Raw genomic sequence first — 14,660 nt, forward strand, 5'->3', positions numbered from 1 at the left:
CTAGAATATATGTCATCGACTGCAATTGAAATCAACTCCAAGAGAGGAATCTGGGGTGGTGGAAATGAGCCCTTAAAGGCTAGTTACGGAAAGCTTATGATGTGGTTTTTCCTCCTTTCCGACATCTTTACTTTTGCCGCTTTCTTGATTACTTACGGCTCCATCAGGGTAAGTTATCCTGCTTTTGAGGGGCACGTGTCCGAATTTGTAAAATCCAATGAACATTGGCCTATCCCAGAAATGATTTTCAATGCATTTCCGTTTTTTCATGGTGTCCATCTTCCGTTGGTATTCGTAGGGTTAATGACCTTTATCCTGATCATGAGTTCGGTGACCATGGTGCTAGCTGTGGAAGCAGGACACAGAAATGACAGACAAGATGTGGTGAAGTGGATGCTTTGGACTATGCTGGGTGGCGTTACTTTCCTTAGCTGTCAGGCATGGGAGTGGAGCCACTTTATCCACGGAAGTGATCAGGGAACGTTGATGACCTATGTAAACACCTTAGGAGAAACAGTCAAAGAAGTAGTTTATGGTGCTAATTTAACGGTCAATGAATATGGTCCTGCACCCTTTGCACAATTGTTCTTCTTTATTACAGGCTTCCATGGTTTTCACGTAACTATAGGAGTAGTACTGCTTTTCTTGGCTTTCTATCAAGCTGCAGTGGGCGTTTATGAAAGAAGAGGACATTATGAAATGGTAGAGAAGATTGGCCTTTACTGGCACTTTGTAGATTTGGTTTGGGTATTTGTATTTACCTTCTATTACCTGGTCTAGATTCACTTAAAAATATTATTAGCTATGTCATCACACGGAAATAACAGCACACTAGAAGTATTACCTAGGAACAAGGAAAAGATCAGAAAGATCTGGAAAACCGCAGGCATTCTTTTGGCCATTACCGCGGTAGAGTTTTTCTTGGCCTTTACCATGGAGCGAGGTATGTTGCTTTTCGCCATCTTTATAGGTCTTACACTTGTAAAAGCAGCCTATATCATGATGGAGTTTATGCACTTGAAAGATGAATCCAAAGCATTGTTTTGGTCCATTATGCTCCCATTGATCTTCTTGGTGTGGCTTTTGATCGCTCTTTTCAAAGAAGGAGCTGAGATATTTATGTATCGATGGTAATACCATCATTAAAAAGAATTAAAAAAGTAGGTTGGAAGGAATGTTTTCAACCTACTTTTTTGTTTGTATTGGAGTTATGAAAATGATTCGAGTTTTACAGGGATTGGTATTGGTATGTATACTGATGGTACCTGTACTGATAATCCTGTTTCTTCGAAATTTCGGAGAAAATACCTATGAAATCCCCGTGCTGTACGAAAATGGAGTAGAGGATCCTTTTGGGGATTGTAACTATTCCAGCCAAGGTCAACATTATATTCCTGATTTCACCTTTGTGAGTCAGGATAGTGTGTCTATAGGACGTCAGGACATGGAAGGAAAAGTCACCATAGTGGATTTCTTTTTTACGAGTTGTCCGAGCATTTGCCCAACAATGTCTTTGGAGATGGAGAGGGTTCAGGATGCTTTTAGAAATGAAGACCTGGTCCAGCTGTACTCTATCAGTATTGATCCCGATTACGATACTCCTGCTGTGTTAAAAGAATATGCGCAATTGCACGGAGCCACTTCAGGAAAATGGTTCTTTCTTAATGGTAAAAAGGAGCTGGTCTATGACCTGGCCAGGTGTGGATTTGTGCTGCCTACTATTGACGGAAATGGTGTACCGGAGGATTTTATCCATAGTGATAAGTTGGCATTGATTGATAAGCAGGGGCGGATAAGAGGTTATTATAGCGGTACCAACCGTGAAGATGTGGACTTGCTGATATTGGAGACAAAAATATTATTACATGGACAAAAATAGTGTTTCAAAAGAACAGGAAAGTAGCGGGATTTACCGCTTGATTACGGTGGTATCTATTGCTGTTCCTCTGGTGGTGGCGATATTGTTATTTATGCCTGCCAAACTGGACCTTGCCAGTGAATGGGTATATTTCCTTCCACATTTAAATGCGGTAATCAATTTCACGGCTAGCTTGGCATTGATTGCGGGGTTGTTCTTTATAAAAAGCAATATGATCAACTATCACCGTACCTGTATGACCATTGCGTTTGCGTTAGGGGCCATCTTTTTGGTTTCCTATGTGGTTTACCATGCATCAGCCGAAAGCACAAGCTATGGCGGAGAAGGAACCATCAGGACAGTATACTTTATTATTTTGATTAGTCATATTATATTGGCGGCAGTGGCGTTATTCCCCATTTTGTTGGCCTATTATTATGGGCATAAAGGAATGGTGGAAAAACACCGGAAAATTGTACGGTACGCATACCCCATTTGGCTATATGTGACCATTTCCGGGGTAGTGGTTTATTGGATGATCAGTCCATATTATAATCATTAGAACCAAAAAAGAAGTAAGACGTATTAATAAGGGATATGAAGAAGTACGTAACCAGTGCCTTATTGGTGATCATGATGGTCTTGTTACCAAAGGCCTTTGCTGTCGCACAATGTGCAATGTGTAGGGCGTCCGTAGAGAACAATGTGTCCAATGGCGATACCACAGTGGGAGCTAGCCTAAACTTAGGGATATTGTACCTGTTTGCGGCACCATACCTTTTGGCTGCCATTATCGGTTTCTTGTGGTATAGAAATTCCAAAAAGAAAAAGCTCGCGAGAGCATCATAATAAGTAAATCAGAAAGCAAAGTTTGAAATTAGACTTTGCTTTTTTACTTTTAGAGCTATTGTAAGGTGACATATGCTTAAGAAGAGAAGGCTCATTATCGTTTTTGCGATCATTTTGATGGCGGTTGTATTGGCTGTTAATTTTTTTTCGGGAAGTCCCGATGCGTCCAAACTGGGGCTACAGCAGATAGAAGAAAAGACCCAAACAGTGGCAGAGGAGTTTGATGAGGATTTTATCCAGCTATTGATGAACAATAGACCAGAGAAACAAGTATCCTTTTCAACACTAAATTTCGAAGCGAAGCACCCTTTTTACCTTTACAGTGAGGATGGGAAGTTGCTTTTTTGGTCCAATGTTTCGATGATCCCCGATTTTGGCGATATCAATACTGGTGATGGCTTTCGTCCTTATCAATTGATCGATAATGCCAAGGGGACCTATTTCTCGAGGATAAGGAGTATCAGCCGAAACAATCAGGTCTATTGGATGGTGCAGGTATATTCCCTGTACGATAAGGTAGAGATTGATAATGAATACTTACATGCCGGTTATAACGATGAGGTTTTTGGGAATGATAGGTTTATTCTCTCAGCAGCCCCTCATCAGGAGTATGACCAGATTACCGGCCAGGACGGAGCGTATTTCTTTTCGGTGTCCTTACGGAATGGTTACACCCCTATCGGGCATAGATCAAATACGGCTTTACTATTGTTTTTTTTCTCCCTGACAGGCTTGGTTTTTATCTTGGGAGGTGATTTTGTGATTCGGTTATGGAAGCACGGTAAGAGAAAGTTGTCATTTATTTATACCGTGTCGATTTTGGTTAGCGTAAGAGGAATGATGCTGATATTTCATTTCCCTCAGGATTATTTTGAAGTGCCATTGTTTGATCCTGCTTATTATGCCTCTTCCTTGCTTAACCCGAGTTTGGGCGACTTGTTGTTGAATGTGGTTGCCTCGGCGATTGTTTTGGCGATGTTGATCAGTATGTTGGGAAGGAGAGAGGTAATTGTGGTGTTTGCCAAAATCCGTAAACGATATTATCAGTGGGTGTTTTATCTATTGGCGTATTTGCTTTCTGCTCTTTTCTTGTTTTTGTTTTTTCGTTTATTTATTAATATATCCAATAATTCCCAGTGGAACCTTAACATCCTGGATATACCTACTTTTGACTACTTTAAGGCCATCAGTATATTAATATTGTTTTTTGGGGGAGCAGGCTATTTGCTGTTTACCTTAATGTCCCTCAATTTGGTTTTTTATCAGGCCCGAGCTAAAAAGGTCTATGCCTTGAAGCTCTTGTTGGGAATATCCGTGCCTTTTTTGGTAGTGGCAGCTTGGATAGACCTGATCTACCTGATCGTATATATCTCACACCTGATCTTGTTAGTGGCCATCATTTCCTTTGAGCTGTACGACAATGTCCTGAAACTGCAGCTGAATACCTTTCTGACTTTCTTTTTTGGATGTTTGGTAGGCGCGATTATTACAGGGGCGGCCTCCTATCAAGATTATGAAAAACGCGAAATCTTGCAAAAGAACCGTTTGGCCAATCAGATCCTGATGGAAAAAGACGTGATGGCCGAATTCCTGTTGAGTGATGTGATGGAAAGGATAAAGGGGGATTTGTTTATAAAAAACAGGATAGTCAACCCATCCCTGTCCAAAGACCCTGTAGAGCAAAAGATCCGCAAGATCTATATCTCTAATTATTTTGATCAGTATGACCTTAATGTCATGATCTTTAACACTGCCGGAGAGGATGTCCTGCATAGGAATAATGACCAAACACTGGATGATTATCGATTTCGGTACATGAACAGTGATTATGCCACAAGTGTGAGAAACCTCTATTTCGTAAAAAGTGGCGAGGGGGTAGAAGGAAATAAGTTTTACACCTTTGTCCCGATGGAGAAAGACGGTGATTTTATTGGTACCATTGTCATGGAGTTCGTGCAGCAGCGCATACAGTCCACCAGTGTATTCCCTAAACTGCTCTTGGATAAAAAGTACGTTGATGATATTTATGATCATAACTTTGACTATGCCTTATTCAGGGACAGCGTTTTGCAGTACAGTGTGGGGGTGTATAACTATAGGGATCCGGATGTGAGTGGACTGCTGGAGAATGATAACCTGTATGTGGGAGGAGTCTCCAGGGACAAGTACCACCATTATGGGGTGGTCAATGGCTCCAGTACGCTGGTGATATCCAGTCCGATTTATCCTCTTAGTTATATTTTGGCGGATGTGTCGTTCTTCTTTATAGGATATATTGCCTGTACACTGATTTTCATCATATTTTATGCCTTGCTCAATGGGCTTAATAAGGTGCAGTTTAACTATGCAACCAAGCTCCAGTTTTACCTGAATTTCGCCTTTTTCGTTCCCATGTTGGTGATCAGTGCCATAGCTATTGGTTTACTGAGCAAATCGTATTTGGAAGACCTCCATCGCCAGTATTTTGAAAAGGCCAATATCATTCGGGACAATCTTTTCCAATATTTGGAACAAGAAACCCAGGGAACCATGGACAAGGACGATTTCTTGGCCGAGGTTTATCGACTGGCAAGTACCACAGCGACTGATATCAATGTGTTTGACCCGGATGGTAAATTAATGGCCACCAGCCAGCCGAATATTTTTGAAAAAAAGGTGTTGACAAAATACCTCGATCCACAAGCATATGCTGAAATCTTGGAGGCACAAAACACCCGTGTGATCTTGGACGAACAAGTCGGGAAGTTAAAATACAAGACCGTTTATATCAGCCTTCGAGGCATCAAAAGGCAACAAGTCTTAGGCATCATCTCTATTCCTTTCTTTGAGTCAGAGGAAGAGTTGAATGTGTTGATTGTAGATGTATTCAGCACCATTATCAATATTTTTGTGGCCATTTTTATCGTGTTTTTGATAGTCTCCTACTTTGTGTCCAAACAGCTGACCGATCCCTTTAAACTGTTGACACAGAAACTAAAAGTGACCAATCTGGAGGATAACGAACCGATGTATTGGCCCATAAATGATGAGATTGGCCTGCTGGTCAATGAATACAATAATATGCTGTTTAAACTCGAGGCGAGCCGAAAGGTGTTGGCACTGAACGAGAAAGAATCCGCTTGGCGTGAGATGGCCAAGCAGGTCGCCCATGAGATCAAAAATCCACTCACTCCAATGAAGCTTACCCTCCAGCATTTGCTCAGGTTACAAGCGGAAGGGCGGATAGACGATCCCGAAAAGCTCAAGAAGCCTATCAATAACCTGATCAACCAAGTGGATACCCTCAGTGATATTGCCACTTCTTTTTCCACCTTTGCCAAGATGCCACTGCCCAAAAATGAGCTAATGGACTTTGAGCAGGTCGTAGTGGGAGCTGTAGAACTGTTTAAAAACAGTGAGCGTGGAAAAGTGGGTTTCTATAACCATGTTAATGAGCGGCTACTAGTGATGGGGGATGACAAGCTTTTTGGAAGGGTTATTTCTAACCTCATCATCAATGGTGTCCAAGCAGTGCCTGAGGATAGGTCGGCGGAAATTACCGTGATACTGACAAAAGAAAACGAATGGACCAGGCTGGAAGTGAAGGATAATGGCACCGGTATTCCGGAAGAGCTTCGTGATAAGATTTTTATCCCTAATTTCAGCACCAAAAGTGAAGGATCAGGGTTAGGGTTGGCGATCGCGAAAAGAGGTGTGGAGACGGCCGGGGGAAATATCTGGTTTGAGACGAAAGATGGACAAGGGACCTCTTTCTTCTTGGCTTTTCCCGTGGTCAATGATGCTGTTGGAGCCCCCAGATAAGTAACAATGAGGGAGCGGCGAGCAAATATTCTGCTAGGCAAATGGGAGATGGTCATGATATTGGTCGCCTTTTGCTGTTTTCCAGCGTTCAGCCAAGTGGAGGTGTGCAAATGGGTGAAAACGCCATCGAATGCTGATTCACTTTACTTTAAGCTGGATTCTCTTACGGCGCATGAACATTCCATCACCTTTATGGGTGACGATAGTTACCCGTGGAAGTATGATTCCGATACGGGTTTTATCACCATCTATCAAGGGGATGGTTCATTTGCCGATTCGTTGGAAATTTGCTATCGACGCTTTCCCTATGATTTCGGTAAGCAATTTGCCAATCGTACCTTGGAGGATGATTACGACTCCATGGCCTATTTCAAAAAGGTCCAATCTGTGGAAGCAGCGGTCTACGACTTTAGGGAAGAGATTTTTCCCTCAGGAAAACTGAACAAATCAGGAAGTTTGACACGGGGGATTTCCTTTGGCAATACCCAGAATGTTTTTGTCAACTCTGCCCTTAATCTCCAAATGGATGGCCAACTTACCGATGACCTTTTTGTTCGCGCCAGCATAACTGACCAAAACGTCCCTTTTCAACCCCAAGGAAATACCCAGCAGGTGCAGGATTTTGACAATGTACTGGTAGAGCTGTACAATGACCACCTCAGTCTGAAAGCAGGGGATGTAGTGTTTCGGGAGAGAAAATCCACCTTTTTGAAGTACTATAAAAACGTACAAGGGCTTCAACTGACAACGGATTATAATGTCAATGATAAGTGGAAAGCATCCACTCAGGTGGGAGCGTCTATCGCCAAAGGCAAATTCAATTCCGTTCAAATGGATATTCAGGAAGGGGTCTTGGGGCCTTACCGGATTCCTGGACCGGAAAATGAACGATACATTATCGTAATGGCCAATTCCGAACGAGTGTTTTTAGATGGCAAGCAGCTAAAAAGAGGGTTTAACCATGATTACATCATTGATTATAACCAAGGCCAGATTACCTTTACCACCAATGTGCTGATCACCCAATACACTAGGGTAAGAATAGATTATGAATACTCAGAACGGAATTTTTCCCGCTCCATTTTGACAGCAAATCATATTCAGCAAAGCGAAAAGGCGAGTTTTTATATCAATTATTACAAAGAGCAGGACAACCGAAACCGCCCATTGTTTGATGAATATTCCGAAGCAGATAAGCGGTTACTATCGGAGGTAGGAGATGACCTTACGGCAGCAGCAGTTCCCCGTGTGGACAGTGTGGGATATGATGTTAATCGGATTTTGTACCGAAAAATCACCGATTTGGATGCGGAAGGAAATCTCCTGACGTATTTTGAATATTCCACGGATAAAGAACTCGCCCATTTTGAGGTGACATTTACGGATGTAGGTGCCGGCAATGGGAGCTACCGACGAAAGGAACAACTTGCAAACGGCTTTGTCTATGAATATGTGGCTCCGCAAAATGGGCAGCTACAGGGAGATTACACCATTTATTCATTGCTTCCGGCTCCCAGTAAAAAGCAAATGATGACTGCGGGTGGAGAAATAAAGTTGAGCCCCTATGAAAAAATCTATGGAGAAGGAGCGGTGTCCAACCAAGATGTGAATTTGTTTTCTGAATTGGGCAATCAGGACGATAAAGGTTATGGGCTGAAAGGGGGGATGGTATCTGAGGGGAGAAAAATGAGCTGGCTACAGGGCTACCAATTGAAGGCGGCTACAGAACTCGAATATAACTCCTTGGACTTTAGGTTTATTGATCGACAGCGATACATAGAGTTTGATAGGGATTGGGGGCTGTCACCAGAAGATATGGAAGTGCCGACTAGTGAAAAACTAGCGATGGCCAATGTGGGTTTTTTTAAGGATCCCTCCAACGAATTTTCTTATCAGGTCAATTACCGGAAACGTGGAGAGCAGCTGGAGGGAACACAGCATCGAGCCAAATTATACCATCAACTGGGAAAAAGATGGTTTACTCGTCAGGACCTCTTTTTGCTAAACAGCCAGGCGCTATCGACTCTTTCTGAGTGGGCCAGGTACGATGCAACTGTTTTTTACCGCTCCAAAATCCTAGTACCAGGATATGAGTTTAATGTGGATAGAAATAGGGTGATGAATAGTGAAGAGGATTCTGTGATCAGTAGCGCAATGAACTATCTATCACATAAATTTTACGTTCGCTCCAATGATACGTTGCCCTATAGTTTTTTTGCGGATGTCAGTTGGAGAGAGGATAGGTTTCCTGTGGATGGTAGCATGCTTCCCGACACCAAGGCATTAACGACCAATTACGGTTTGCAGAAGCGGTTTGGTCAGCACGATATTAAGGGGACGCTGACGTATAGACGACTAAATCACTTAAGGGGAAGTGAGGCTGAAGAAAGTACCGTGATGGGAAGACTGGATTACTTTAGCAATTTGCTGGAAAATAATATCCGGAATGAGTTGAGCTATGCCATTGGGAATGGTCAGGAGCTAAGGCGGGAGTTTGTTTACCTTCCGGTGCCGACGGGAGAAGGTACGCACACTTGGCGGGATGATAATGAGGATGGCGTTCAGCAATTGGAGGAATTTTATCAGGCCATCAATCCCGAGGAGAAAAACTATATCAGGGTTTTTACACCAACAGACGACTATATCCAAGCGTACACCACGCTGTTTAACTATCGCCTTAACGCCCAATTTCCGGGCCAATGGAGAGATGAAACTGGGGTGAAAAAACTGCTGGGAAAGTTTTCGAATACGACTAGTTGGAATGTAGAAAAGAAGATCACTGCTGGGGATTTCTGGGCTCGGGTAAGTCCTTTGGCCAAGGGTGTTGCACCAGAAGACTTGGTGTCCCTGAGGGAGGTGTTTCGTTCTACGCTGTTCTTTAACCGTACATCTGCTGTCTATGGGGCTGATATCCGTATATTATCGAGCCGCAATAAGCAATTGCTGACGGGAGGTTTTGAAGAGAACAGTCAACAGGACTGGCGGATCACTGGTCGGGTGAATTTTAATAGATTGGTTAATCTACGGATATTGGGCAGTATGGGCCAGAGAGTGGCGCTTTCGGATTATTTAGAAAATAGGAATTACCATGTGGACCAGTTTGGCTCTGGGCCAGAGCTTACTTGGCAACCGTCTACTTTTTTTAGAACATCTTTAAATTATCGCTACACACATAAAGTGAATGTAGAAAACAGGGAATACGAGGAAAAAGCCGGTCTCCATGAGTTGACCATAGAAGCACGCTATGCCAAGGCCATCAAAACTACTGTGAATGCCCTCTTGAAATACACGCAGATCGAATATAATGGGCAGGCAAACTCTCCTGTGGGCTACGAAATGCTGGAGGCACTCACCGTAGGCAGTAATATTTCCTGGAGCCTTAATTGGATCCAGAAAATAGGGGAAGGCCTCCAATTGAATTTGACCTATGAAGGCAGGGACTCGGAAGGCTTGGAGCGTTTGGTCCATACCGGCAGGATGCAGGTTTCTGCGCTGTTTTGATAGCTCTTATTCATTTTGGGTCAAAGGTAAATCCTGTTTAAGCCATCCAGTTCACCATCGAAGACGATGAATTTTTCACCTGTTCTGAAGTTGATTTTCTGTTGATATGTTGTGAGGGATTTCCAAAACACCTCATGATCGGGCAGTTGGATTTCATCGAAGGTTTTCTGCGGTAGTGCATGAAAGGCCAAGTTATAAAGCCCGTGAGGGATCAGTCCGAGTATCTTCAGGAAAGGATTGTGAAATTCATGGACCCATGTAGCCCTTCTGTAGCCAGCACAAATTTCTGCCAGCTCTCGAGACATGGCTGGCGTATCTTTTTCAATAAGTGCCAATAAATACTGAATAAGTGAACGGTCAAATTTGCCCACCTTCTGTGTAAGGTGTTTTTTGGCCTTTCCGGTACTTTCATCAAGCCATTTGGGATCCTGATGGATAATGGAAATCAGGAGATTGGCACAGGTGACGGAGAATTTATGGCCGTTTTTGGTCAATCCTGCTTCCTTCGGAAACATTTTTAGTGCCAGCGCTAGGTCATTTCCGGCATAACTTTCCATCACCTGATTGAAATGGATGCAATGATCCGTCCCAGAGGCAAGCAGCCGATGGCGATAAAAGGATAGCCTGTTATAGCTGTAAAGTGCATCGTTTAGCAGCTTTAGGTCTTTTTCATAAAAAGCATCATGGATCCCGATATTTAATAAAGCTTCGACATCTGAGGGCAATGTTATTCTAAATATGGCATCAGTACGGTCCAGCTTGCTCAGGTGTTCAGGGACCTGCTCCCGGGCTAGAATTTCGTCCAATTTTTGGTCACGTTTTCGGAAACGGACTAAGCACTCTTCTACAGATTTCTGATCCAATGAAGCATATAGCTTATCCAACAGCCTTTTGTCGACCTTGGGGTTGGTAGTCATAATTAAAAAACTTGGTATATCCTTCAAATATAGTTGATATCCATCTTCATCCAACAAAAGGTGGGATATAGTCCAGGTCAAAGGCATTTAAAAAAAATGTTCCTATTTGCATTTATATCTGCCGTTCCTACGGAACTTACCCTTTTGTGTGTAATCATTTTTGGTGCAGGTGGTCACTTGCACCTTCTATATGTCCCTCCGCCAAAGGCGGATTAGGCAGGATGCTCAGTTGCTAACGCATATTTGGGTTTCAATGCCGTTTAGTTAGTGTGTATCTGGAAAATATGGGTTCTATATTTTTTCCTTGGGCAGTTATTTTTCTAGCTAAATTCCTAGGTGTTTTTCATCCCTTTACCTTTGTTACTTTTTTGCTTCAGGTCAAAAAAGTAACCAAAAAACCCCGCCGCTGTGCATCTATTGGCCTAAAATTAAAACCTCCCCTTATGCAGGCAAACTCCTCCTTTTCTAGCTGCCAACATTCTTTTTGGCCAGCATTTCGTCAAACAAGCCTGCCTTCTTGCCCCCGCTTTTTAATTTCTTAACGCCCAATATCTGCAAGGCGGATCCATTTTATACATGTAAAAAAAGGCTATGGATTAAAACCATAATTCTCTCAAAGGACGATCCGTATTGGAAAACCTTCTTAACTAAACGATATTGATATTCCGGGTTAAACTTATCTAAATCATTCTCTCCACTTGGACAGACAGGTGCGATGCTTTATTCGTCCTCTAAATCAACTGATGTCCTTGCTCTTTCAGCATTTGCCGCGACAGGCTGCTGCTATTCCTAATGTACAAACTGGGGCTAAGTGCCAGCGGCACGATAAATTTAGTAACCTGCGGATTCATCCGCAGGAGCTCAACTTCTCCTCAACCTCCCGAAGGAGTGCCAGCGGCACGGATGATAGCTATGCCTATACGAAAAGTGTTTCCCTTAAACCCGGATTATGCGTTGGGAATCGTAGTGAGAGCTGAAATTGCAAGAAAATCAGTTAGTTTGGAGGCATTAGCATAGCACCGCTACGGTTATGCCGAAAACTAAAGTGAAACGACTGATTTTGAAGCAGTTTCAGGTCGCAACAGATAGGCTAATGCATATTCCGGGTTAAAAACACTAAACGCATTTGCCCAGGGATATAGTCATCAGTTGGGAACTGATTGGTTAGTTAAAAAAATAAACAAAGGTGGTTATTGATGATAAAAATTTTTAATTTAAACTTTTGATAATTAATAACCCATTACATTAAACACTATGAGGAAAATACTTACCCTATTGTTTGCTGTCAGCGTGTTGGTGAGTTGTTCTGGCAACAAGCAACAGCAAGAGACCGAAGCGCAGGAAGCAGCAATCACCAAGATACCGGTCCATGCGTGGATGGGCGGCTATAACGACAAGCCTGAATCGGAAATCCGAGAGGCCTTTACCAAGTTTAAGCATCATGGCATAGATGCACTGATGTACAATGGCGGCCATAATCCGGAAGATTATAAGAAAGTAGGCAGGATCGCCAAGGAGGTGGGGCTGGGCTTTCACGCTTGGATCCCCACGATGGTGCAGCACAAGACTGATGAACTCAAGGCGGAGTGGTATGCCGTTAACCGCAATGGAGAATCAGCCCTCGAAAAGCCTGCATATGTGCCTCATTATACCTTTCTGTGCCCGAGCAAGTCAGGAACCTACGAGTTTCTAGAAAAAATGTACAGCAGTGTGGCCGAGGTGGAGGAAGTGGATGCCATTCACTTGGATTATATCCGGTTTCCCGATGTGATTCTTGCGAGAGGGCTGTGGGACAAGTACGGCCTAACGATGAATAAAGAACACCCGCAATTTGATTATTGCTACTGTGATCAGTGTACTGGTGACTTTAAGGCCAAGACAGGAATCGATATCAAGTCCGCAGAAGACCCCACGCAAGTGCAGGAATGGAAACAGTTTCGTTATGACCTCATTACCAGTATCGTCAACAGGCTCTCAAAGAAGGTGCACGAACATGGTAAAGAAATCAATGCTGCCGTCTTCCCTGGCCCTTCTACAGCCATGAAACTGGTACGACAGCAGTGGAACAAGTGGAACCTAGATGCAGTGTTTCCCATGAACTATAATGACTTTTACCTAGAAGGTACAGATTGGATCGGTGAAGTGGTCAAGGAAGAAGTAAACAGCGTAAGCGGTGAGCGTCCCATTTATAGCGGCTTGTTTATTTGCCCAGATCCAGAGAAGAAGGCCGAAATAGAAGACCCGGAAGGTCACGGGCTGCTACCAAGTGAGCTGGGAGCTGCCATCCATCAATCCATGGAAAATGGGGCTACAGGAATTTGTCTGTTCACACCCGGGAGGATGACAGATGAGCATTGGGTGGAGCTGGAAAAAGCGATTTACCCAAGTGGTAAGTAGTTGATATTTTGTACTAGGTATAGGGTATCTAGAATGATCAACTCAATAAAAAACCATCCAGTGCATAGCTTCAGCGCTGGATGGTTTTTAAATTATTTATTGTTGTTCGAATTACGGTTGATTACCTAGTTATGCCGGGTCTCCGCCCCGGCATTTGGTAGCTTTGAGTCTCTGACTCAAGTAAGTCAATAGCAGTATCGGGACTCCACTTCTGTTACCTCACTACAAAGTCGGCGGGACAATGGGATAATCAGCCAAGTTGTAATTCAAACAGGAAGTGGATCTACTAAAATTTCTCAAAACTCAAGCTGTCAGCGGTTATGGTAACCCAGTATTCGGCAGACCCTTCTAATAACCTATTATTGGTGTAATATCCAGCATTACGTTTGAGGTTATCATTACCTTCTACCTCAAAGGAAAATGTACCGTCACTTCCTTGGAGGTCTGGTGTATAGTTATATTTAACAACCGTACCGTCAGCTGGCAAGTGAATGACTTCAGTACCAAACATTTCCGCAGAATTTGTAGGGGTTATGCTTAATTGGACCTCTCCGATTTCACTTTTAGCGTGAATTTCCAATTCCTTAGGAGATTCGTAAATATGTCCACAAGACATGCAGGTTAATATTGCAAATGCATTTATAACTAATCTATTAATCATTTTAAATTATTTATTGTTGTTCGAATTACGGTTGATTACCTGGTTATGACGGGTCTCCGCCCCGGCATTTGGTAGCTTTGAGTCTCTGACTCAAGTAAGTCAATAGCAGTATCGTGACTCCACTACTGTGATCCCACGACAAAGTCGACGGGACAATGGGATAGTCAGCCAAGTTGTTATTCAAACAGGAAGTGGATATGCTAAAATTTTTCAAAACTCAAGCTGTCGTCGGTTATGGTAACCCAGTATTCCGGATCTATCAGTACACCGCTTGGATAGGAAATATAATAATGGTTTATGGTGTCGGTCAAATTCTCTTCCCCTACTACTCCAACCACGAGAAACCCTTCTCCATTACTCCCTTTGAAGCTTGGTTTCCACTTGAAGCTGCCGGCAGAACCGTCTTCCGACAAGTGGAAAGTCGTCGAATCAGTCGTGGAATCATAACCCGTGGTGATGACCCAGAGCTGTGCTTCACCAATGTCACTTTTCGAATGGAAAGCTAATGTAGGCTTCCTCTCTTCACTGCTTGTATGACAAGAAAAGCAAAGGATTATTAATGAAATAACGATCAGTCTCATTTTTTATAATTTATCTATCAATAAAATATATCAAATTTTCGCCTCTTACTGCATCTAATCCGGTTTAGTAGATCAAACAATGCGTATTTGCTTGC

11 protein-coding genes are annotated in these 14,660 nt (G+C 43.0%); 8 read left to right on the top strand and 3 right to left on the bottom strand.

Annotated elements, in window-relative coordinates; translation table 11 throughout:
- The first annotated feature begins 9 nt into the window (after window positions 1-9).
- The 7 genes from DN752_RS16200 (at window position 10) to DN752_RS16230 (ending at window position 10,009) form a co-directional block, all read left to right on the top strand.
- Entirely contained in the window at window positions 10-780 is a 771-nt protein-coding gene (locus tag DN752_RS16200; protein WP_112784918.1) for a cytochrome c oxidase subunit 3, read from the top strand.
- Between the two features lie 24 nt (window positions 781-804).
- Complete coding sequence (locus DN752_RS16205; RefSeq protein WP_112784919.1) at window positions 805-1,134, top strand: cytochrome C oxidase subunit IV family protein; 330 nt, start codon at window positions 805-807, stop codon at window positions 1,132-1,134.
- A 76-nt stretch (window positions 1,135-1,210) separates the two neighbouring features.
- On the top strand, window positions 1,211-1,879 hold the full coding sequence (locus DN752_RS16210) for an SCO family protein (protein WP_112784920.1): 669 nt from the start codon (window positions 1,211-1,213) through the stop codon (window positions 1,877-1,879).
- On the top strand, window positions 1,866-2,420 hold the full coding sequence (locus DN752_RS16215) for a DUF420 domain-containing protein (RefSeq protein ID WP_112784921.1): 555 nt from the start codon (window positions 1,866-1,868) through the stop codon (window positions 2,418-2,420). Before DN752_RS16210 ends, DN752_RS16215 begins: the two co-directional genes overlap by 14 nt.
- Before the next feature lie 71 nt (window positions 2,421-2,491).
- Window positions 2,492-2,707 carry a hypothetical protein gene (locus DN752_RS16220; RefSeq protein WP_112786582.1) on the top strand — a complete coding sequence of 72 codons (216 nt, stop codon included), beginning with the start codon at window positions 2,492-2,494 and terminating at the stop codon, window positions 2,705-2,707.
- Window positions 2,708-2,779: 72 nt separating this feature from the next.
- A complete protein-coding gene (locus tag DN752_RS16225) occupies window positions 2,780-6,508 on the top strand; it encodes a sensor histidine kinase (protein ID WP_112784922.1) in 3,729 nt (1,242 codons plus the stop codon).
- A gap of 6 nt (window positions 6,509-6,514) precedes the next feature.
- The gene (locus DN752_RS16230; protein ID WP_245949263.1) at window positions 6,515-10,009 is read left to right on the top strand and encodes a hypothetical protein; all 3,495 of its coding nucleotides are present in this window, start codon (window positions 6,515-6,517) and stop codon (window positions 10,007-10,009) included.
- A 20-nt stretch (window positions 10,010-10,029) separates the two neighbouring features.
- Here the strand turns inward: DN752_RS16230 and DN752_RS16235 are convergent, their stop codons facing one another.
- Window positions 10,030-10,926 (bottom strand): hypothetical protein, encoded by an 897-nt coding sequence (locus DN752_RS16235; protein WP_162633233.1) that lies wholly within the window; start codon window positions 10,924-10,926, stop codon window positions 10,030-10,032.
- A 1,254-nt stretch (window positions 10,927-12,180) separates the two neighbouring features.
- Between DN752_RS16235 and DN752_RS16240 the strand changes: the two genes are divergently transcribed.
- Window positions 12,181-13,323, top strand: a complete 1,143-nt coding sequence (locus DN752_RS16240; RefSeq protein WP_112784924.1) for a glycoside hydrolase family 10 protein — start codon at window positions 12,181-12,183, stop codon at window positions 13,321-13,323.
- A 286-nt stretch (window positions 13,324-13,609) separates the two neighbouring features.
- Here DN752_RS16240 and DN752_RS16245 read toward each other — a convergent pair whose 3' ends face one another.
- Together DN752_RS16245 and DN752_RS16250 are read right to left on the bottom strand one after the other, a co-directional pair.
- On the bottom strand, window positions 13,610-13,984 hold the full coding sequence (locus DN752_RS16245; RefSeq protein WP_162633234.1) for a hypothetical protein: 375 nt from the start codon (window positions 13,982-13,984) through the stop codon (window positions 13,610-13,612).
- A 200-nt stretch (window positions 13,985-14,184) separates the two neighbouring features.
- Entirely contained in the window at window positions 14,185-14,565 is a 381-nt protein-coding gene (locus DN752_RS16250; RefSeq protein ID WP_112784926.1) for a hypothetical protein, read from the bottom strand.
- Between the last annotated feature and the right edge of the window lie 95 nt (window positions 14,566-14,660).

The organism is Echinicola strongylocentroti (assembly GCF_003260975.1).
GTDB lineage: Bacteria > Bacteroidota > Bacteroidia > Cytophagales > Cyclobacteriaceae > Echinicola > Echinicola strongylocentroti.